The sequence below is a fragment of the Arenibacter palladensis genome (genome assembly GCF_900129275.1).
GTDB classification, from domain to species: Bacteria; Bacteroidota; Bacteroidia; order Flavobacteriales; family Flavobacteriaceae; genus Arenibacter; species Arenibacter palladensis.
Genome location: NZ_FQUX01000001.1, coordinates 1,453,516 through 1,474,463, shown reverse-complemented (window position 1 = coordinate 1,474,463; position 20,948 = coordinate 1,453,516). Strand labels below are relative to the sequence as shown.

The following is a 20,948-nucleotide window of genomic DNA, read 5'->3' as shown; positions in this document are numbered from 1 at the left end:
TATTATCGTCCTAAACAATATAGGCCTTGGCTTTCTCTAGCACCTCTGCTATACCAGCTGGATTCTTACCTCCGGCAGTAGCAAAAAACGGTTGTCCGCCCCCGCCACCTTGAATGTACTTTCCAAGCTCCCGCACTATGGTTCCGGCATTTAATTTCCTCTCGGCTACCAACTCTTTGGAGATATAGCAGGACAAAAGGGCTTTCCCATCGTTCTCCGAAGCGAAAAGTAAAAATAGGTCCTTCCTATTCTGGCCCATCTCAAAGGAAATGTCCTTTATTCCTGCGGCATCCAAATCCACCTTCTTGGCCAAGAATTGAATTCCGTTTACTTCAACAAGTTCATTGAGCAACTCTCCCTTCAAATTTTTAGCTTTCTCTTTTAAGAGGTTTTCCACCTCTTTCTTCAATCTTAAATTTTCCTCCTGCAATGCAGCCAAAGCCTTAACAGGTTCCTGGGAATTGTTCAAAAGCTCCTTAATCTCCATCAAGGTATTATTACTTTCGGAATAAAAGTCCTTGACAGCATCGGAGGTTATAGCCTCTATTCTGCGTATGCCTGCTGCCACGGCCCCTTCCGACCTAATTCTAAAATGCCAGATATCGGCCGTATTCCGTACATGGGTACCCCCACAAAGTTCTATGGATTGACCGAAGCGAATGGTTCTGACCGCATCGCCATATTTCTCCCCGAACAGCGCCATTGCCCCTTGCTCCAAGGCCTTTTCCATGGGCACATTTCGTTGTTCCTCCAAAGGTAGCGCATTGCTTATGCGCGCATTAACAAAACTTTCTATGGCTACCAATTCATCCGTAGTGAGTTTCGCGAAATGGGAAAAATCGAATCGCAGGTATTTGGAATGCACCGCCGAACCTTTTTGTTCCACATGCGTTCCCAATATTTCACGTAGGGCCTGGTGCAATAAATGCGTAGCCGTATGATTACATTCGGTTCTCCTACGCTGTTTTTCATCTACCACCGCCTTAAATTTATCCCCAGTATTCCTGGGTAAATTTTTTGCAAAATGAACAATCTCGTTGTTTTCCTTTTTGGTATCCAAAATGTAAACCACATCTCCATTGGGGGCTTCCAAATACCCCTTGTCCCCAACCTGTCCCCCACCTTCGGGATAAAACGGGGTTAGGTTGAATACGATCTGATATTGCTCCCCTTCTTTTTTGGAAGTTACTTTTCTATATTTTACAATTTTTACCGAAGTTTCCAAATTATCATAGCCCACAAATTCCTGCTGCGGATCTTCGGCAAGCACGATCCAATCTTCTTTGGACACTTCGGAAGCCGATCTGGAACGGTCCTTTTGCTCCTTCATGGCAGTTTCGAAACCTTTTTCATCCAGCTCATAACCCCTTTCACTTAAAATAAGTGCAGTAAGATCTATGGGGAATCCGAACGTATCGTATAGCTCAAAAGCTTTTCTGCCGTCTATTTTTTTGTCTTTATTCTCAGCTACAATATTATCCAACAATAATAATCCCTGGTCCAAAGTCTTTAAAAAGGAATGTTCCTCCTCCTTGACCACATTTTCTATCAACTGTCGTTGGTCCTTAAGTTCAGGAAAGGATTTCCCCATGGTTTCGGAAAGCACCTTTACCAATTGGAACATAAAAGGTTCCTTGGTGTTTAGAAAGGTAAATCCATAACGTATGGCCCTTCTTAAAATTCTGCGGATTACGTAGCCCGCGCCTGTATTACTGGGCAATTGTCCGTCTGCTATGGAAAAGGATACCGCCCTGATATGATCGGCAATTACCCTTATGGCAATATTAATATCTTCGTCCTTTCCATATTTGGTATTGGTGATGGTCTCTATCTCCCTTATAATAGGTGTAAAAACATCGGTATCGTAATTGGATTGCACCCCCTGCATTACCATACACAAACGCTCAAAGCCCATTCCTGTATCTACGTGCCTGGAAGGTAAGGCCTCCAATTGTCCGTTGGCCTTCCTATTGTACTGCATAAAAACCAAGTTCCAAATCTCCACGACCTGTGGATGATCTTGGTTTACAAGAGCAGCCCCAGACACCTTTGCCTTTTCCTCGGCGGAACGGATATCTACATGTATTTCGGAACAGGGCCCACAAGGTCCTTGGTCTCCCATTTCCCAAAAATTATCCTTCTTGTTCCCAAAAAGTATCCTGTCCTTGGCCACTATTTTACTCCAAAGCTCCAAGGCTTCCTTATCTTGCCCCAGTTGGTCGGCATCCTTACTTCCTTCAAAGACCGTTACGTAAAGGCTGTCCTTATCAATCTTACACACCTCGGTTAAAAACTCCCATGCCCAGGCAATGGCCTCGGCCTTAAAGTACCCGACTGCCGGACGGGCAGGATCCCCAAAACTCCAGTTCCCCAACATTTCGAACATCGTATGATGGTAGGTATCCTTCCCTACCTCTTCCAAGTCGTTATGCTTTCCACTTACCCTAAGACATTTTTGGGTATCGGCCACACGATTGTACTTGGGTACTGAGTTTCCCAGAAAAAACTCCTTAAACTGATTCATGCCCGCATTGGTAAACATCAAAGTTGGATCATCCTTGATAACCATTGGTGCAGAAGGAACAATTTTATGGGATTTTTCCTTAAAAAATTCTAAAAACTTGGCTCTAATTTCTTGGGATTTCATGTAAATTGGTAAGCTTTTTATATATTTAACGGTTGTTAGAAAACAATTTGCAAATTTGCAAGTTATCTATAAACATGACCACAAAAATAGGATAAATTAGATACATGTCTAAGGTAAAATATTATTACGACCCGGACACCCTATCTTACCGTAAGATAGAACCCAAAAAATCCAGAAGATTTAGAAATATTGCTCTATTTTTTCTAGGGTCGTTTCTATTTGGATTTTTAGGCCTAATATTACTTTTGAATACCAATTTGGTAAACACCCCGCGCGAACTTTCCTTGGCAAGGGAGGTAAAAAACTATGAACTTCAGTTCGAATTGCTGGGCAAAAAAATGGAGCAGATTGAAAATGTGCTGGCGAATATTGAAGACAGGGACAATAATATCTACCGATTATATTTTGAGGCCAACCCCATACCCGAAGAACAGAGAAGAGCTGGATTTGGAGGGGTAAACAGGTACAAATCCCTGGAAGGATTCAACAATTCCGAAATGATTATCGCCACCACCAAAAGGCTGGACATAATTCAAAAACAAATGGTGATACAATCCAAATCCTTGGATGAGATTACCAAACTGGCAGAGGAGAAAGAAAAATTATTGGCAGCAATCCCGGCCATACAGCCCATAAAAAATGAAGACCTTACACGGATGGCATCAGGATACGGTTGGCGTTCGGACCCATTTACCAAAGCTAGAAAAATGCACTGGGGTATGGATTTTACCTCACCAAAGGGAACGCCTATTTACGCTTCCGGTGATGGTACGGTTACCCGTGCGGACAATAATGCCTCAGGTTACGGCAAACATATAAGAATAGATCACGGTTATGGATATATGAGCCTTTACGGTCATTTAAGTCAGTATAACGTCAAGGCCCGCCAAAAGGTAAAAAGAGGGGACCTAATCGGTTTTGTGGGTAGTACCGGTAGATCGGAAGCGCCCCATTTACATTATGAGGTTTGGAAAGATGACGAACGCATTAACCCCATTAACTTCTACTACGGCAGTTTAACCGCGGAAGAATTCGAAAATATGTTGAAATACGCGAACCAAGAAAACCAATCCCTGGATTAATGCATATAGATCTTCCGGAAAAACGATATTATGGCATTGGTGAAGTGGCCGAAGCCTTTGATGTGAACACCTCGCTTATCCGTTTTTGGGAGAAGGAGTTCGATGTGCTTAAGCCTAAAAAAAACGCTAAGGGCAATAGAAAATTCACCCCCCAGGACATTAAAAACCTGCAACTTATCTATCATTTGGTAAAAGAACGGGGTTTTACCCTAGAAGGAGCCAAAATCCATTTAAAGGAGGATAAATTAAAGACCTTGTCTACCTTTGATGTAATTCAAAAATTGGAAAAGGTCAAGGCAGAACTGATCAAAATAAAGAACCAACTATAATTAACACTAAATACACCGATCATGAAAAAATGGTTAATTCCAGTAATTATTCTTGCTGTTTTAGGAATAGGCTTGTACCAATGGGCCGTGGGTTTTAACAACACAGCTGTTAAACTCAAAGAGACCTCTACCCAGGCATGGGCCAATGTTGAAAGCGCCTACCAAAGACGTAACGATCTTATTGGCAACCTCGTTAAGACGGTACAAGGTGCGGCAGATTTTGAAAAAGGCACCCTTACCGCTGTGATAGAGGCCAGGGCCAAAGCTACTTCGGTCAGCATAGACCCCACCAATATTACCCCTGAACAACTTGCAAAATTCAATGAGGTACAAGGCGGACTTAGCGGCGCCCTGAAAAGTCTTTTGGTAACCGTAGAGCGTTACCCAGACCTTAAGGCCAATCAAAATTTTCTGGAACTACAGTCCCAATTGGAAGGCACCGAAAACAGAATAAACATAGAACGAAATCGCTTTAACGAAAGCGTCTTGCCCTATAACAATCACATAAAAACCTTTCCAAATTCTGTATTGGCAGGTCTATTTAATTTTGATGAACTGGCGTACTTTAAATCGGAAGCAGGTGCGGAACAGGCTCCAGACGTGAATTTCGAATTCAACTAAAACAAGATGTCCAAAGTAGAAGATTTTTTAACGGCCAATGAGGAATTGGAAATAGTGAATGCTATTGTAGAGGCCGAAAAAAATACTTCCGGGGAAATAAGGGTACATATTGAGCCCATGTCCAATAAGCCCCATTTTGAACGTGCCCAAGAAGTATTCCACTATTTAAAAATGGACAATACCAAAGAAGAAAATGGGGTATTGATCTACATTGCCGTACACGACAAGAAGTTTGTGATTTATGGCGATAAGGGCATAAACCGGGTAGTACCCGATAATTTTTGGGACAACACCAAAACGATTCTAGAAAATCATTTTAAAAAAGGCGATTTTAAACAAGGTATCATTGAAGGTATACTCATGGCCGGCAAAGAATTGGAAACCCATTTTCCATGGCAACACAACAACACCAACGAATTAAGCAATGAAGTATCTAAAGGGTAGTCTTTTATTCCTGGTATTATGCAGCTTCTCCATAACTGTTGCCCAATTTAAAATTCCCGAAAAACCAAAACTTCAGGATCAAACCAGTGTTTATGATTATATAAATTTACTTTCTGCCGAACAAAAAACTAGCCTGGAACAAAAGTTGATCCGTTATTCGGACAGTACCTCCACCCAGATCGTAACCGCCATTATCTCCTCTACCCAAGGGGAAAACATCAACTTTCTAGGTGCTAACTGGGGACATGCCTGGGGAATAGGACAGGCCAAGGAGGATAACGGCATTTTAATTCTGCTGGCCAGGGACGACCGTAAGATTGCCATCAATACAGGTTATGGTATAGAACCGCTCTTAACGGACGCACTTTCCAAACGTATTATAGAAACCGTCATTATCCCAGAATTCAAGAAGGGCAGCTATTATGACGGACTCAACAAAGGAGCGGATGCCATTTTTAACGTGCTCAATGGAGAATTCAAGGAAGATCGCAGTTTTGACAAAAGTCCTGGATTCCCATTTCAGACCTTACTCCCATTCATCATTTTTATAGTGATTCTCATTATACTTTCCAACAAGGGGAGAAGAGGTGGTGGCAAAGGAGGCAATCGTAAGGGCATGGACCTTTGGGACATTATTGTACTCAGCAATATGGGCCGGGACGGCTATAGATCAGGGTCTTCGGGCGGTGGTTTTGGAAGTGGCGGCGGCTTTGGAGGAGGCTTCGGTGGCGGCGGCTTTGGTGGCGGTGGTTCTTCAGGGAGTTGGTAATGATTTAATGTACTAATATATCAAGGAATTAATGTAGCAATTACTTAATTTGAAAATGAGTTAATTTGAAAATTTGGTAATAAGCGATCGAGAGTTCGATGTAAAAACTTAAAAATCAAAAGCCGTCAAATTGAGTGGTTTTTCATAGTGAAACGAAGAAAAACTGTATCGAAATTAGGCTTTTGATCGAAAATTCACTTGTCTTCGATACGATTTTCTACCAAAAATCACTCTGACTGACGTAAATTTTCTAATAGACAACTCACGTTAAGTTAATTTGGTGATTTGAAAATAAACCTTCCAAACCAGAAACCTTTCAAACCAGAAACCCTTCAAACCAGAAAGTCTTCAAACAAAAGCATTAATTGTAATAACGCCTTCCCCTTGATCCCATATCGGGTTTTTTGCCCCCAAACTGATCAAACTTATAGGTAAAGCTTGCCATAAAATACTGCTGCAGCACAGTACCTTGATAGTCCTGAATAAAATCTTCCCCTGTAGTCCTACGGGTATTTATATTTTGATCCAACAAGTCATAGGCCAACACTTTAAGGGTTCCTTTATCTTCCAATATTTGAAGTCCCAGACTCATATTCCAAAAAAGGGCATCCTTTCTAAATCCTGGACCAACATTGCCATTATAACTATATTGAAGGTCATTGCCCCAAATTAAATTTTTAGGCCAGTAAGAGGTAACCCTAAGATTGGCATTTTGGGAAGTATATTCCACATCCTCTATATTATCCAGATTGTAGGTGGTATTGTTGAAAGAAATACCATAGCCTGGTTCAATTTCCAGAACCTCTTTATAATTATAGGTGGTAGATACATAAGGCGTTACATCAAACCTTTTGGCCTTAAGTTCCACTCCATTGGTAAAACTAACCTGCCTACCGTAACTTAATCGTGGCCTTACATTAAATTTTAAGGTATAAAGGCTATCCTTTTTGATCTGCTTGGAATAACCAACTCCACCGTATCCGCTGTAATTACCATCTATATTGGTATATCTGGTGGTCCTCAGAAAATTCTCATCGGTAGTTGATATGGCAGAAACCCTATCCTTTTGTATATCCAGCCCCGTATAGAAAAAGACCCCACTGCGTTCTTTCCAATTATAATTATTGTAGTTTAGATCTATTCCATGATTCACACTTGGCAATAAATTGGGATTACCAATCACTACGTTCAAAGGATTGTTTACGTTGGGCACTGGCTGCAACTGACTAACCGAAGGAAGACTAAGTCGGGAGTCATAGCGCAAATAAATCCGACTATTTTTCCCCAAAGAATACCTTAATCTACTCCTTAGCAACAAATTTTTGTACGATTTGGAAAAGGATGTCCCTTGCAGGAAGTCCTGATTATCCAGCTCGGTCATTACATAAGAGGCGTTAACCCTTAGGTTTAGCTTATCCCCGTTATGGCGCAAGCCCAAGAAAGGAGACTGTTGAATATTTACGAAGTTGAAATCGGAACTCAAAGCCTCGTTAAACTGGCTATACCTATTATCATCTACATCATAGTCCATGACATCCTTGGTATTGTCCCTGTGCTCATTCTTAAATTCGTAGCCAATATCCAGGAACAGCTTAGTAGTCAAAGGCTGTCTATAACGGGCTTCCAGTTCATAGGAATTGTTTTTGTTATTGATATCGGACAGCTGATCCACGTTCTCTACACTGGGATCGTCCCCAAATATTTCCCTAACGGAATTAAGGTTGGAAGTGCTTTTGTTTTCGGAATTATCATTGGAAAAGGTAAAAGTGATCAGTTTGCCAATCGTATCCAACTTTTTCATTACACTCAACCTATTGGAAAAATTTCTTTGAAAACCGTCATTGACCGTAATACGGTTATTGCTGTTGATCAAATCTCCCTCCTCATCCGTAGAAAATGTATTATTCCTGTTCACAGAATTGGTCCTATTGACACTCATGGAGGGCTGTAGGCTAACGCGAAGGGTTTCATCTACATCATATTCAATATTTGCAGCCCCTCGATTGGAATTGGTAGACCCCTCAAAATTAGATTCGTTTTCCGTAAAGTATCTGCTGTCCGGTAAAATATTCTCCCGGGATGTTTTTTGATCGTTGTAGGAATCACTGTATCCAAAAAAGTAATTGGCATCTATCTTGTACTCTCCCTTTTCCGCATTGGCATAACTGGTGCCTAAATTGGAAGAGGTGGTAATACCATTTCCAAAGTTATTGATCAAGCCAGATTCCTGCGCACCGGAATACCCTCCATTGGTATTCCCAACCATATCGTAAATCTCGTCATAGGAAAATCCGGAATTGTTAATATTATTGGAACTAGCAATAAAACTCAATCTTTTCTTATTACTAAAATAATTGAGCAGTCCGTTGAGCTGATACCTTTCATCAGTACCATAGCCTGCCGCCATTCTTCCCATATACCCTTTATTCTTATCTTCCTTTATGGTTAGGTTAATGGTTTTGGTTTCCCCTTCCCCTTCTTCTCCACTAAACTCCTGCTCTTTGGTCTTGGTGTCCGAAATCTGTATCTTACTTATGATATCCTTGGGCAAACTTTTGGTTGCCACCTTGGGGTCGTTACTAAAGAATACCTGGCCATTTACCAGGACCTGATCTACTTCCTTTCCGTTAACAGTAATCTTGCCATCACTATCCACTTCTACTCCGGGCAACTTCTTCAATACGTCCTCTACGTTAGCATCGGGCTTTGTCTTAAAGGAATCCGCATTAAATTCCAAGGTATCCTTTTTAATGGTAATCGGCACCCTATCGCCCACAATCAGGACTCCTTCCAACTCTTGCGCCTGCTCCTCCAATTGCACTTTTCCCAAATCTACCTGAGATTCCAGTTTAACCTTTATATAATGTGGCTTATACCCATTATAGGAGAAGAATACGTTTACCTCCTTAAGACTGGTATCCCCTTCCAATTCAAATACTCCTTTTTGATCGGATACGGTGTATGACACCAAAGCACTGTCCTTTACAGATTCAGCATAAATGGTCGAGGCCTCCAACGGGGCCTGGGTAATGGCATCTACAATCTTCCCGCTCAATACAAAATCTTGGGAAAAAGAAAGGCCAAAAAATAAAATGGAAAATAGGATAGAAAGGTGAAATTTCTTCATTTGGTAAAAATGTCTCGGATTTTTGGTAGTATGGTAAGCCCCCAAAAATAACCCTTGACCTTCTACGACCCAAATGGTTAACAGAACTTTAAGACCTCGTATTTAGAAATACCCCAATACAGGTAAAGTTTCCTATTTCTTCCTCATAAATACCGTTACCGGCACCCCTGTAAAATCAAAATTCTCCCTTAATTTATTCTCCAGAAAACGCTTATAAGGTTCCCTTACATATTGTGGGAGATTACAGAAAAAAGCGAACTGTGGATAAGGTGTAGGCAATTGGGTACAGAATTTTATCTTCACATACTTATCCTTATAGGCGGGCGGAGGATAATTTTCTATAATGGGCAACATAATATCGTTCAGTTTTCTGGTCACCACCTTTTTTTGCCTGTTTTCATACACCTGAACGGCCGTTTCTATGGCCTTGAAAATCCGCTGTTTTGTTAAAACCGAGATAAATAGAATGGGCACATCCGTGAAGGGTGCTATGGCCTCTTTAATCTTCTGAGTGTAATGTTTAATAGTATTGGTCTCTTTGTCTTCAATCAAATCCCATTTGTTAACCAAGATCACTATTCCCTTATTGTTACGCTGTGCCAACCAGAAAATATTTTCTACCTGTCCGTCAAAACCACGGGTGGCATCCAACATAAGAATACAGACATCCGAGTGCTCAATGGCCCTAACAGATCGCATTACGGAATAGAATTCCAGATCTTCGCGTACTTTCGCCTTACGACGGATACCGGCAGTATCCACCAGATTAAACTCAAACCCAAAGCGGTTGTATTTGGTATCTATACTATCCCTAGTGGTACCGGCAATGTCCGTAACAATGTACCTCTCTTCCCCAATTAGGGCATTGATAAAGGATGATTTTCCAGCGTTGGGTCTACCTACTACGGCAAAACGAGGCAAGTCGTCCTTCTCCTTTTCTTTTTCCGGTAATACCTTTACCAAATCGTCCAACAAATCGCCCGTACCACTTCCGTTTATACTGGCAATGGTATAATACTCGCCAAGGCCCAAGGAATAGAACTCCACGGCATCCTCGGCTCTTTTACTGTTGTCCACCTTATTGACCACCAAGAAAACGGGCTTATTTACACGTCTCAACAAATTGGCTACATCCTCATCCATTCCGGTAACCCCAGATTCCACGTCCACCATAAAGATGATGGCATCGGCCTCATCTATGGCCAATTCTACCTGCTTATCTATTTCCTTTTCAAAAACGTCATCGCTCCCCAACACATATCCGCCGGTATCGATCAAAGAAAATTCCACACCGTTCCAATCACTCTTTCCGTAATGACGATCTCGCGTAACCCCACTCACGGCATCAACAATGGCCTCTCTTCTTTGAATTAATCTATTGAAAAAGGTTGATTTGCCTACATTAGGTCTTCCTACAATGGCTACTATAGCACTCATACTTTTAATTTGATGCAAAAGTACTATTTATATCCGAAGAAAAAACAGTATCTTTTATCCTAATTATCAGCCTAATAGTTTGAAACCCCTACCCAACGAAATTGTACTAAGACCAAGGTTCCAGCTTAACCTAAAGGGTCCGGCCCAACCCATTCTACAATTGTTTCAAGAAGTGGACAAGCCTCCTTTTATCGTTAAAGTATCCGATCATCATGTTTTTATAAAATTTAATAAGGCGGAAACCCATTTTTGGTCGCCGCAATTACAGATCGAGATAGTAGACCAGGAGGACGGAAACAGCACCATTTATGGCTTGTTTGGACCGAATCCTACCTTATGGACGTTTTTCATGTTTGTCCATTTTGGCGTGGCCACCTTATTTATCATTTTTGGGGTTTGGGCCTATTCCAATCAGGCTTTGGGTAAAGAAATGGGCCTTCAGATCGGTTTGATGGTCTTAATGGTCTTGGCCTGGATTGTGCTTTATATATTTGGAAGGATAGGGAAAAGAAAGGGCAAGCCCCAAATGCATCAATTGCATGAGTTTATGCTAAGGCATACCAAAGGTTGAAAGTTCAAAGTTTCTGGTTGAAAGTTTCTAGTTTAAAGTTTCTAGTTTAAAGTTTCATGGTCTTAAAGTAGATTGAACGTAGTCAAAATCGAATAGAGTCAGAAAGAAAAACTATTGAATGTGGCTTCGGCTCCGCTCAGCCACCAAGCAATAATCGGAGAATGTTATTCATCCAAATAAATATCTAGAGTTACCAAACCGCACCAATGGTCCGACCTAAAATGTTCGACTTCTAGTCGTCCAGAAAATAGACTCTGTCGAAGTGACTATTACAAAAAATAATCCCCGAGTATACAAGGCAGATACCCGGGGATTACCTACAATACACTTTATAATCTATTTTATTTCGTAAATCGCTACGGTGTTGGAAACTTCATTGGTGATAATTACCAAGGCATTTCCTGTTGGGCTATTTTCCTCTGAAATAGTCACCAAACCTTCGGGGGCAATATCCGAGGCATCAAAAAGCCAGTTTACGTATTCCGGACTATTGGGGTTGGTAATATCATACACCAAAACACCCCCTGTACGCTCCAAACCTACAAACAACAAGGTAGAGTTGCCCACCTTTAAAGTAGTTACAGATTCCGGTTCGGCACCTTTATCATCACTTCTTCCATCTGCCTCGCCCTCATCGGCATTAAAATAAGACGGGTTAAGTTCCAAAGTCCTTCTTCCAATTTCATCCGCACTGTCATATACCAAAGTTCCTGAAGTAGACCAGATGGTAAAGGACCTTCCTCCGTAGGCATATATTTTATCAAAGTCACCATCGCCATCGATATCACCATTGGCGGTGGTAATTTTTAACCTTCCCAAATTTTCCTCCATTTGTAGATCAGCGGCATTAGGGAAAACAGTTGGGTCCAAGATTACATCTTCTACCCTTTCCTCTTCGGAATATCCATCGTAATCCCTAGAATCCCCTTCATTGGCCGTAATAATATAATCCATTCCATCTAGCTTGGTAAAAGTAATGGCATCCGGCATATAGAATCCAAACACTGGCCAATTCTGAAAGTTCCCTACCACGTCATCCTTATTGCTGGCGTCCATCTTATTTTCCCCAAAAGAATAATCCTTTACACCTAGACCAAAGACATTGGCAATGGTCTTATTCTTTAAATCGACTACGGCAATACCATTATTTTCCTGAAGTGTTACATAGGCAAACTTACTATCGTCCGAAACTGCTATATATTCCGGTTCCACATCCTGGGCAATACTTGCCGACGGACCAAAAACCCTAAAATCGTTCCCTATTGAAGCCGCACTATAGGAAGTAAAAAACATAGTGTTAACTTCATTTTTTTGAACGTCCACTACAGAAATGGAACCCTCTGGATCTACCGAATAATCAGCATTTGGCTCCCCTTCATTGGCAGAAATTATATATTTCCCATCAGGACTAAAAGCAACCATGTCTGGCAATGCCCCTACATTATACGTATTTACCAAGGCTTGGGACTCGGTATCATAAGTCTGTACCGTACCATTCATTTGCTTATTGGCATTTTCTACGGCCACAGCCAAAAGTCCGTCGTGAACCGCAACACTGTTTGGCGTTCCCGCCAATGAAATTGAGCTCAATTTCACCGAGGAGGAAGGAGATGAAATATCCCAAACCGAAACTTCGGACTGAACTGGATTTACGATAAACAATTTGTTGGTCTTTGGATCAAAGGCACTGATTTCTGCAAAACCTTCCTCTCCGGCACCGTTGGAAAACCCACCTATTTTGGCGAATGTAAGGGTTGATACATCTACATCGTCATTACCGCCACCATGGCCAATATGATCTTTGATACAGGAGGTGAATAGCGTTCCACCTACGAAAAGTGCTAAAAGTGTTTTTTTCATTTTCTTTGGTTATTTATTTAAAACCAAAGATGAAAACCAGCTATAAGCTAAGCGTAAAATAAATAATAACTAATTGTTAAGGATCTAGCTTAAATGTTGTGGGTAAAGAGAATTAAGAAAATTTTACCTCCCTAGAAACGAACCGTTAGAAAACTACCCCTGGTTGTAGCCAAAGCGCTTCAACTGATTGGGATCACTTCTCCAATTCTTGTTTACCTTAACATAGAGTTTCAAATGCACCTGTTTATCGAAGAATTTCTCCAGGTCTTTACGAGCTTCCACCCCTACCCTTTTAAGGGCACTACCCTTATGGCCTATAATAATACCTTTCTGGGAATCGCGCTCCACCATGATGACGGACCGCATGCGGATGATATCCTCATCTTCAAAAAATTCCTCGGTGTCGATCTCAACGGAGTATGGAATTTCCTTTTTATAGAATTGAAGGATTTTTTCCCTAATGGTTTCGTTTACAAAAAAGCGTTCCGGCTTATCGGTTAATTGATCCTTGGGATAATAAGGTGGGGCTTCCGGCAGCAATTCCAAAATTCGCATAAAAACCTCCTTTACATTAAAATTCTGTAGGGCAGAAATGGGATGTATTTCGGCCGTTGGCAATTGTTCCTGCCAATATTGAACTTGTTCTTCCAGGATTCCTTGTTCGGAAACATCAATCTTGTTCAACAAAAGCAATACAGGAATGGTACTATTTTTAATTTTTTCGAAAAAGCGCTCGTCCTTCAAGGCCTTTTCCCCAATTTCGACCATATAGATAAGTACATCGGCATCTTCAAAGGCAGATTTTACAAAGTCCATCATAGAGGACTGCAATTCATAGGCGGGCTTTATGATCCCTGGAGTATCGGAAAGTACCACTTGAAAATCATCTCCATTGACAATTCCCAAAATACGGTGCCGGGTAGTTTGTGCCTTGGAGGTGATAATGGATAATTTTTCCCCTACAAAGGCATTCATAAGTGTGGATTTCCCCACATTGGGATTTCCTATAATATTTACAAAACCGGCTTTATGCGACATCTTCCCTTTTTAACTTTAATAAGTGCAAAGGTAGTGGAATCCTTCCATCTATATCATAATTAAGCCTAAAATTACATATAGCAGCACTGTTACTAAACCGCCGATCAAGGCATAGGGCAATTGGGTATTAATATGATCTATATGATCGCTGGCAGAAGCCATGGAGGAGATAATGGAAGTGTCGGAAATAGGCGAACAGTGGTCCCCAAAAACCCCACCTCCTAAAGTAGCGGCTACTATTAGTGGCAGTGGTGCGCCATGGATTTCAGCCATCGGCATGGAAATCGCCATCATTATAGCAAAGGTGCCCCAGGAAGTCCCGGTTGAAAATGCTATAAAGGAGCTGATCACAAAAATAACTGCCGGTAAAAAAGCGGGAGACAACCAATCCTTGGACCAGTTTGCAACAAATTGTCCGGTACCCAAGGCATTACAAGCGTCGCCAATAGCAAAGGCCAATAGCATTAACAAAGCCAGTGGCATCAATTCACTTATACCCTTCAATACCAGATCTATCATTTCCTTGGTTTTCATAATTTTTTGGGACCTATAGAGCACCATGGCAACCAAAATCGCTGTAAGAACTGCGTATAGGACCGAGGATGAGCCGGAACCCTGGCCAATCGCCTTAAACACATGATCTCCAAAAGAAGTTGCACCCTCCACGGCATCCCATCCCGTGTAGGAAAGATAGAAAGGCATCATGACTACCATGGTTGCCAAGGGAACGATCATATTATAAGCCCTGGCCTTGATCCCTTCTTTGGATTCAAAGGAGGTTACCTCACTGGACAACATAGGTTTGGCGTTATCATTCAGCAATTTGCCCGTTTCCCTAGTGCGCTTTTCCGCTTTCGACATTGGTCCAATATCCTTTTTGGTAATTATTACCACGAAAACTATAACTATTGCCAAGATGGGGTAAAAATTAAAAACTATGGACGAAAGCATGGTTCCAAACGGATTTTCGATACCCTGCGTAAGCAAAAGTCCCATTATAAATGCTCCCCATGCATTAAAGGGAATTAAAATAGAGGAGGGGGCGGAACTGGAATCGGCGATATAGGCCAATTTTTCCCTGGGGATCTTCAGTTTATCGAAAACCGGACGATATAGGGTGCCTACCGTTAAGGAACTAATACTTGTTTCTACAAACAACAAAATCCCCGTAAACATGGCCATAAGCTGCACTACTACCCTACTATAGCCACTTTGTTTTTTCTCAAAATAAGCTATCACCTTATTAAGCTCGTTAATAAATCCTTCTACCCCTTTGGAGTATTGTATAAACAATAGCAAAGCGCCTACTAGGGCACTGAACATTATGGTTCTGGTATTCCCGGGAGACTTAAAAACATTGACCATCCCTTCAATGGCTGCCAAGGTACCGGTAAAGAAATTCCAATCATTGATGATCACCCAAGAGAACCATATGCCAAAAAGTAGGGCTATATAAACTTGTTTGGTTCTGAGCGCCAGTACAATAGCGATTACAGGTGGTAAGATTGAGAGAAAACCATAGTTATCCATAGATGATAGGGCGAATTAAAGGTGACGGATTTTAATTAAAATCGATACAAAATAGAAAGATTTTGGACAATGAGGACTACAACTATCTATTTTTAAATGTTTGATAAAAATTTAGTCTCATTTTTAATATTTAATTGAAAATAGATTTGGGAAATCATAAAAAGCATGTATCTTTGCAGTCCGAAATAATTCAGTCAGCATTATGAACTGAGGGTTTAGAGCCAAGTTGACTATTTTGGAAACGCACATCGCGGGATAGAGCAGCATCCTTCGACTACGCTCAGGACAGGGTACCTACTCTGACTGGAAAAATATAAAATGACAGTACCTTTAAGGTACATTGAACATACATCGCGGGATAGAGCAGTAGGTAGCTCGTCGGGCTCATAACCCGAAGGTCACTGGTTCGAGTCCAGTTCCCGCTACAAAGAAAACCAGCTAGAAATAGCTGGTTTTTTTGTTTTGCGCAAAAGCAATGCTCGCATTGGCTTTGAAGCAAAACGAAAGAATAGGGCGCGGAGCGACCTTGGTTTTCTTTGTAAAGCCACCCACATGGCCCTTTCCGCAGCACAGCGGAGGAAAGAATCCAGTTCTCCCACAACTCTTAAAATTGTTTCCACATTAAATTTGGCGTAGTAGCCTTTCCTTGTAAAGCCACCCCCATGGCCCTTTCCGCAGCGAAGCGATTGTACAGGATATCTATAACTTCTGTTAACTCTGTGCCTTAGCCAATATCATAACCCCACTATGCACTAAAGGAGCTATCTTTTTCGGGCATAACGCCAAAGATTTTCTTTCTATGATTGACCCCCCAATTCTGCAATTCCAAGATAACTTTTCCCAGCGTTTTAGAATGTTCTGTAGGAGTATATTCCGTTCGAACAGGAAAACCATTTAAAACGGTTCTAATAATCAACTGATTTTCTTCCATATCCTTCAATTCCTTTGATAGCACTTTGGTACTTAACTTTGGAATACTTCGTTCTATTTCTCTAAAGTGCTTATTTCCTTCCCAAATGGAAATTAGGATTAAAAGTTTCCATTTTCCACCTATCACATCTAAAGTGTCCCTTACCGGTAACAGTGCTGACATACACTCTTTATGTTCCTTTTTTTTCATCTCTATTAATTTAATGATTACCTAAAAGTAACTGGTTACCAAAAGGTAACTGATTACAAACGGTTATCAAAAATAATTACTTTCGCCGTATAATTAACAATCAATAAATGAAAAACAAGATTCTTACAGTTTTATGTATCCTATTCGGATTAATGATGATCAATTCAGGTCTAAACAAATTTTTCAACTATATGCCCATGCCTGAACTGTCTGAGGAAATGATGCAGATTATGGGCGGATTTCTGACAATAAAATGGATTTTTCCTCTTGTTGCAATTACCGAAATCGTTGGCGGGTTTTTAATAGCAATCCCAAAAACAAGAGCCCTGGGAGCCTTAATAATCCTTCCCGTTATGGTTGGAATATTTGTCCACCATTTAGTACACGACCTATCGGGAATTGGAATCGCTGTAATATTATTCGCAATTAATATTTGGGCAATTGTTGCCAACTGGAGAAAATACGAACCAATCATAAAAATGCAATAGAAAAAATCAACTAAAGGAAAATTCAAACCAATTAATTTTTAGTGGGTTAAAACTCTTGTGCCAACAATATTCCCTATTAATCCTAGATGATATTTAATACCTATTACAGGATTCTTTGTCGCATTCTATAACACCTTAGAACACCATACATCACCATAGGGTGAAACCATATTCACGTAAGGTTATACATAAAAAGCCACTTACCTTAAGCGGGCTATCCTATGGTACTGCTTTGGTGATGACCAGGTGATAGTATGATGAATTTCACTGCATGGGCTATGGTTAAACAAGGGTTTCCAAATATCATAACAATATTTAATATTTGATTACTAGCTAGTTACACAATTATAAGATTATTTATGTAGAGGGTGAAAGTGTGGCTGTGGTGTTTTTTTCACTTCAAGTAAGCTAATTTCATTTTACGTTATAAAAAAAAGGAACAAAGGCCCCAAAAGCAGCATAATTTATAAGTTGCATATAAATCTGGGGCTATAAAAATTCAAGATGATTTTTAATTGTTAACTTTAAAAAGGCCAATAGTTAAATCACCCAAAATGAACCCACTGAAAATAGTCCTTGTCTTTTTATGTTTTACCTTTTCGTTCCATTGTCTTTGCCAAAATAGTACAACTTCCATCAAGGTTACGGTGACGGATCAAAATACAGGAAAGCCAACTCCGGTACGAGCTAAAATCACCGATTCTGTTGGATATGTGGCCGGTATCCCCAAGGAGGCTATTTCTATTATGTACGGAAGGGACGACAAAGCGGAACGCTACGGTTTTCAACCAGATAGCACCTATTATATTGATGGCCATTTTAATATTGATCTACGCCCTGGAAAATATAAAATTACCCTATCAAAAGGGTTTGAATATTTAGATCAGGCGCATACTATCGAAGTTAAGGAAAGTGGAGGCAACACTTTTAGTTTTGAGATGAAAAGGTGGGTTAAAATGTCAGATTTAGGTTGGTATTCCGCCGATGACCACATTCATATTCGCCGGTCTCCAAGAGAAAACCCACTAATCTTGAAATGGGTCGAAGCCGAAGGGCTAAATGTGGGGGTCTTACTTCAAATGGGAGATTTCTGGGCAACCTATTTTTCCCAATATGCATTTGGGGAAGATGGGACATATGGAGAGAATGAAAGCTTACTTTCCACTGGCCAGGAGGACCCAAGGACTCACCAAATTGGTCATACAATCGCCTTGGTAGCCGATGATTTTGTTCGGCAACAAAAAGACTATTACGAATACGACAAGATATTCGATAAGGTTCATGAATTGAACGGGATAACTGGGTATGCCCATCAAGGTATGTCCTTTAATGGCTCAAGGGGTATGACGTTAGATGTGCTAAGCGGCAAAGTGGACTTTCTTGAACTGCTCCAATTTTGTGTCAATGGGGGCCCTCTGCTAACCCAAAATTACTACCACTTTCTGGATTTGGGCTATAAACTTACGGCAACGGCAGGATCCGACTTTCCCTGGTGTGGCCTTGGTCCTTCATTTGGCACCAACGACCCTAGTTGGAATGCCCGAATTGGCAATGTAAGGTTTTATACTTGGATAGATGGAAAATTTGAATATGCATCTTGGAAGAAAAATCTAAAGGAAGGACATACGTTTGTCTCGTCCGGCCCTATGCTTGTTTTTAGTATCGATGATCATCTCCCAGGTGATGAAATTAAATTGTCGGCACCGCAAAAAGTCTCCATTAAGGCAAAAGCTTTAGGAAATAAAGACCAAATTCCACTTTCAAAGTTGGAGATAATATCCCATGGAAAAGTGTTGAAAGAAATAACTCCTAATGGGGAGGTTCAATCGTTGGAAAACATGGAATTGAACTTTGATCTTGAAGTAGAAAAAGGGACTTGGATAGCCGCACGCTGTTATGCAGGCCCAAATCAAGTTGCCCATACTACACCCATTTATATTACTGTAAATGACGGGGGTTTTCACAACCCAGAAACATTCGATGACTACTTGTCATTAAACGAAAAGTATCTGGATGAACTTGAAGCGGAATTGGAGCAACCCAACGATCGGGTAGATATGAGTGCTTGGAGGTATCGTAACCCGCTACAAAAAAGAATTGCCGAAACACGAAAAATCATTGAAACATTGAGAGAAAAATAGAAGTCCGGATTAAAGATTGTACATCAAGAGTTCTTATCCGATACGCTCAGAAATGTTTTTCAAACGTAAACGTAAAATTGTTTGTGATGGCGTTAAATTATATTAAAAATAATAAACCGGCATTGAATTCACAACACCGGTTTAAACTCAACTAACTCAATTCTCTTAATTATTAGACACTACCCCTAATCATATATTTCTATTCCCTATTTGCATATAACTGGGCCATCAATCCCATTCCCATTTGGGCAATTACCCTATAATTACCTTGTTGTAATTGTAACCCTCCCCTATTGTCCTGGGAAACTTCCTTTAAAAGACCATCAGGGGTCAAATAGTTTTGCAGTGCCGTCCAGCACTTTTCAGCATACTGTCTGTAAGTTGTGGGCAAAAAACCTTCCTTTACCCCGATCAAAATAGCGGCGGAAATCCCAGCAGACCCTGAGGTGTCGGGTGCATTTTCGGCATCCATAAACCCGTTCCATAGCCCATTTTCCTTTTGCATAGAAATGGCATTATCTACCCCTTCCTTGAATTTATTGATAATCTCCCGATCTTGAATTTCTCCCTTTAGTTCGGATAGTGTTCTGGCAAAACCCAGTAACGTCCATGCAGCCCCTCGTGCCCAGTTCTTATAGCTATATGATCCCTTATCACTATGATACCTTAGATTTAGATTACCATTTTCTATCAGTACAAACCGATGTTTTAGTTGTTCGAGCGCTCTCTTTTTTAAAGCAGGATCATTCCAAACTTTACCTATCACGGCCATTGGGTAGGCCACAGTATAACATCCTTCGGCGGTTACCGTAGGCCCATCGGTGACCATACCATTTTCTTGGGCATAACTATCCCAGGCCTCTATGACCGTTTTTAATATGGGGTGGTCCGGATGAATCCGGGCCAGGGTTGCATATGGGATGGTTGACTCTATCCCATCAATTTTGTTATCTCTGGGGTCGTTCCTAGAGTTTTCATACTTTAAATTCTCCCCCTCAAAAAACAAATCAAAATGTTCCTTAATTGCCGTCAGTGCCTTCTCCTCCCCTTTCAAGGAATATAACTGCCATAGGCCATCCAGTACGGTACCTTCCCGCCAACCAAATGCCTGAACCGAATCAATCGACATAAAGAAATTTAAAAAATCAGGAACTGTACCCTTTTCACTAGGGGACAATAGGAAATGCGGGGTGAATACATTATTACCGACCTCAGTTGAAGGTTGATTAAAAAAACCAAAAGGTTTGGAGGTCAGAAGCTTTACTTTTATACCGTATTTATTGATCAAAGAAATATGTTTACTATCTATCTTCAATTCATAAGGAACCAGTACCGAAGAATGCCTGATATCAAGAATCCCTAACTGGGTTTCCCCCTCATCTGGAACAAATACCTGTAAGATGGCCTGGTCCCACATTTCCAGTGCAACCGATATGCGTAAAAAAACATATGCATCCCGGGGCAATTGCTTGGATTTCAACAACACTTCGTCATCAGGATTAAGTACGTGCGGAGACCATCCAAATGCAATCCTTTTATCACTCGGAATTTTAGCAGAACTACCTATAACACTCAAGGGAACCCTGATTGCCCCATTCCATTTTTCTTGGATGGAAGAAGAACAAAGCGTTAAATTTGGAACAACAAAAAGCCCCAATCCTACAGGTGGTACTGTTTCTAAAAATTTTCGACGTTTCATTTTTTGGATAGTTGGTTATACCTAATTATTTTATGGACAATTAAG

At 40.8% G+C, this 20,948-nt stretch carries 16 protein-coding genes and 1 tRNA gene; 9 read left to right on the top strand and 8 right to left on the bottom strand.

Annotated elements, in window-relative coordinates:
- Positions 1–10: 10 nt before the first annotated feature.
- Positions 11–2,647 (bottom strand): alanine--tRNA ligase, encoded by a 2,637-nt coding sequence (gene alaS / locus BUA60_RS05825; RefSeq protein WP_072860730.1) that lies wholly within the window; start codon positions 2,645–2,647, stop codon positions 11–13.
- 104 nt (positions 2,648–2,751) lie between these two features.
- On the opposite strand from alaS, the gene BUA60_RS05820 reads away from it, so the two are divergent.
- The 5 genes from BUA60_RS05820 to BUA60_RS05800 are packed head-to-tail and all read left to right on the top strand — an operon-like array spanning position 2,752 to position 5,892.
- Positions 2,752–3,729 carry a M23 family metallopeptidase gene (locus BUA60_RS05820; RefSeq protein ID WP_072860729.1) on the top strand — a complete coding sequence of 326 codons (978 nt, stop codon included), beginning with the start codon at positions 2,752–2,754 and terminating at the stop codon, positions 3,727–3,729.
- The gene (locus BUA60_RS05815; protein WP_072860728.1) at positions 3,729–4,058 is read left to right on the top strand and encodes a MerR family transcriptional regulator; all 330 of its coding nucleotides are present in this window, start codon (positions 3,729–3,731) and stop codon (positions 4,056–4,058) included. The genes BUA60_RS05820 and BUA60_RS05815 overlap by 1 nt, the downstream gene beginning before the upstream one ends.
- A gap of 21 nt (positions 4,059–4,079) precedes the next feature.
- A complete protein-coding gene (locus tag BUA60_RS05810; RefSeq protein WP_072860727.1) occupies positions 4,080–4,679 on the top strand; it encodes a LemA family protein in 600 nt (199 codons plus the stop codon).
- A gap of 6 nt (positions 4,680–4,685) precedes the next feature.
- Complete coding sequence (locus tag BUA60_RS05805) at positions 4,686–5,123, top strand: TPM domain-containing protein (protein ID WP_072860726.1); 438 nt, start codon at positions 4,686–4,688, stop codon at positions 5,121–5,123.
- Entirely contained in the window at positions 5,104–5,892 is a 789-nt protein-coding gene (locus BUA60_RS05800) for a TPM domain-containing protein (protein WP_072860725.1), read from the top strand. The genes BUA60_RS05805 and BUA60_RS05800 overlap by 20 nt, the downstream gene beginning before the upstream one ends.
- Positions 5,893–6,253: 361 nt before the next feature.
- Here the strand turns inward: BUA60_RS05800 and BUA60_RS05795 are convergent, their stop codons facing one another.
- Together BUA60_RS05795 and der are read right to left on the bottom strand one after the other, a co-directional pair.
- Positions 6,254–9,019 carry an outer membrane beta-barrel protein gene (locus tag BUA60_RS05795; RefSeq protein ID WP_072860724.1) on the bottom strand — a complete coding sequence of 922 codons (2,766 nt, stop codon included), beginning with the start codon at positions 9,017–9,019 and terminating at the stop codon, positions 6,254–6,256.
- 132 nt (positions 9,020–9,151) lie between these two features.
- A complete protein-coding gene (gene der / locus BUA60_RS05790) occupies positions 9,152–10,456 on the bottom strand; it encodes a ribosome biogenesis GTPase Der (RefSeq protein WP_072860723.1) in 1,305 nt (434 codons plus the stop codon).
- 79 nt (positions 10,457–10,535) lie between these two features.
- Between der and BUA60_RS05785 the strand changes: the two genes are divergently transcribed.
- Positions 10,536–11,027, top strand: coding sequence for a GTP-binding protein (locus BUA60_RS05785; RefSeq protein WP_072860722.1), 492 nt, complete (start codon positions 10,536–10,538; stop codon positions 11,025–11,027).
- Between the two features lie 336 nt (positions 11,028–11,363).
- Here the strand turns inward: BUA60_RS05785 and BUA60_RS05780 are convergent, their stop codons facing one another.
- From BUA60_RS05780 to BUA60_RS05770, 3 genes are all read right to left on the bottom strand, one after another.
- The gene (locus tag BUA60_RS05780) at positions 11,364–12,887 is read right to left on the bottom strand and encodes a choice-of-anchor I family protein (RefSeq protein ID WP_072860721.1); all 1,524 of its coding nucleotides are present in this window, start codon (positions 12,885–12,887) and stop codon (positions 11,364–11,366) included.
- A 153-nt stretch (positions 12,888–13,040) separates the two neighbouring features.
- On the bottom strand, positions 13,041–13,925 hold the full coding sequence (era, locus tag BUA60_RS05775; protein ID WP_072860720.1) for a GTPase Era: 885 nt from the start codon (positions 13,923–13,925) through the stop codon (positions 13,041–13,043).
- Between the two features lie 48 nt (positions 13,926–13,973).
- Entirely contained in the window at positions 13,974–15,455 is a 1,482-nt protein-coding gene (locus tag BUA60_RS05770; protein WP_072860719.1) for a Na+/H+ antiporter NhaC family protein, read from the bottom strand.
- Positions 15,456–15,807: 352 nt separating this feature from the next.
- On the opposite strand from BUA60_RS05770, the gene BUA60_RS05765 reads away from it, so the two are divergent.
- A tRNA-Met gene (locus BUA60_RS05765) sits at positions 15,808–15,880 on the top strand.
- A 320-nt stretch (positions 15,881–16,200) separates the two neighbouring features.
- On the opposite strand, the gene BUA60_RS05760 is transcribed toward BUA60_RS05765, so the two are convergent.
- Positions 16,201–16,575: a winged helix-turn-helix transcriptional regulator gene (locus BUA60_RS05760; RefSeq protein ID WP_072860718.1), complete on the bottom strand. Its 375-nt coding sequence runs from the start codon at positions 16,573–16,575 to the stop codon at positions 16,201–16,203.
- A 107-nt stretch (positions 16,576–16,682) separates the two neighbouring features.
- Between BUA60_RS05760 and BUA60_RS05755 the strand changes: the two genes are divergently transcribed.
- Positions 16,683–17,063 (top strand): DoxX family protein, encoded by a 381-nt coding sequence (locus tag BUA60_RS05755; protein ID WP_072860717.1) that lies wholly within the window; start codon positions 16,683–16,685, stop codon positions 17,061–17,063.
- Positions 17,064–17,617: 554 nt separating this feature from the next.
- The gene (locus BUA60_RS05750; RefSeq protein ID WP_072860716.1) at positions 17,618–19,204 is read left to right on the top strand and encodes a CehA/McbA family metallohydrolase; all 1,587 of its coding nucleotides are present in this window, start codon (positions 17,618–17,620) and stop codon (positions 19,202–19,204) included.
- Positions 19,205–19,403: 199 nt separating this feature from the next.
- Here the strand turns inward: BUA60_RS05750 and BUA60_RS05745 are convergent, their stop codons facing one another.
- On the bottom strand, positions 19,404–20,903 hold the full coding sequence (locus BUA60_RS05745) for a glycoside hydrolase family 88 protein (protein ID WP_072860715.1): 1,500 nt from the start codon (positions 20,901–20,903) through the stop codon (positions 19,404–19,406).
- Positions 20,904–20,948: the final 45 nt, after the last annotated feature.

Excerpts from the sequence above, each read along its gene's own strand:
- BUA60_RS05795 (WP_072860724.1), bottom strand. The coding sequence starts at position 9,019 with ATGAAGAAATTTCACCTTTCTATCCTATTTTCCATTTTATTTTTTGGC.
- BUA60_RS05770 (WP_072860719.1), bottom strand. The coding sequence starts at position 15,455 with ATGGATAACTATGGTTTTCTCTCAATCTTACCACCTGTAATCGCTATT.
- BUA60_RS05805 (WP_072860726.1), top strand. The coding sequence starts at position 4,686 with ATGTCCAAAGTAGAAGATTTTTTAACGGCCAATGAGGAATTGGAAATA.
- era (WP_072860720.1), bottom strand. The coding sequence starts at position 13,925 with ATGTCGCATAAAGCCGGTTTTGTAAATATTATAGGAAATCCCAATGTG.
- BUA60_RS05800 (WP_072860725.1), top strand. The coding sequence starts at position 5,104 with ATGAAGTATCTAAAGGGTAGTCTTTTATTCCTGGTATTATGCAGCTTC.
- BUA60_RS05745 (WP_072860715.1), bottom strand. The coding sequence starts at position 20,903 with ATGAAACGTCGAAAATTTTTAGAAACAGTACCACCTGTAGGATTGGGG.
- der (WP_072860723.1), bottom strand. The coding sequence starts at position 10,456 with ATGAGTGCTATAGTAGCCATTGTAGGAAGACCTAATGTAGGCAAATCA.
- alaS (WP_072860730.1), bottom strand. The coding sequence starts at position 2,647 with ATGAAATCCCAAGAAATTAGAGCCAAGTTTTTAGAATTTTTTAAGGAA.
- BUA60_RS05810 (WP_072860727.1), top strand. The coding sequence starts at position 4,080 with ATGAAAAAATGGTTAATTCCAGTAATTATTCTTGCTGTTTTAGGAATA.
- BUA60_RS05820 (WP_072860729.1), top strand. The coding sequence starts at position 2,752 with ATGTCTAAGGTAAAATATTATTACGACCCGGACACCCTATCTTACCGT.
- BUA60_RS05755 (WP_072860717.1), top strand. The coding sequence starts at position 16,683 with ATGAAAAACAAGATTCTTACAGTTTTATGTATCCTATTCGGATTAATG.
- BUA60_RS05780 (WP_072860721.1), bottom strand. The coding sequence starts at position 12,887 with ATGAAAAAAACACTTTTAGCACTTTTCGTAGGTGGAACGCTATTCACC.
- BUA60_RS05750 (WP_072860716.1), top strand. The coding sequence starts at position 17,618 with ATGAACCCACTGAAAATAGTCCTTGTCTTTTTATGTTTTACCTTTTCG.
- BUA60_RS05815 (WP_072860728.1), top strand. The coding sequence starts at position 3,729 with ATGCATATAGATCTTCCGGAAAAACGATATTATGGCATTGGTGAAGTG.
- BUA60_RS05760 (WP_072860718.1), bottom strand. The coding sequence starts at position 16,575 with ATGAAAAAAAAGGAACATAAAGAGTGTATGTCAGCACTGTTACCGGTA.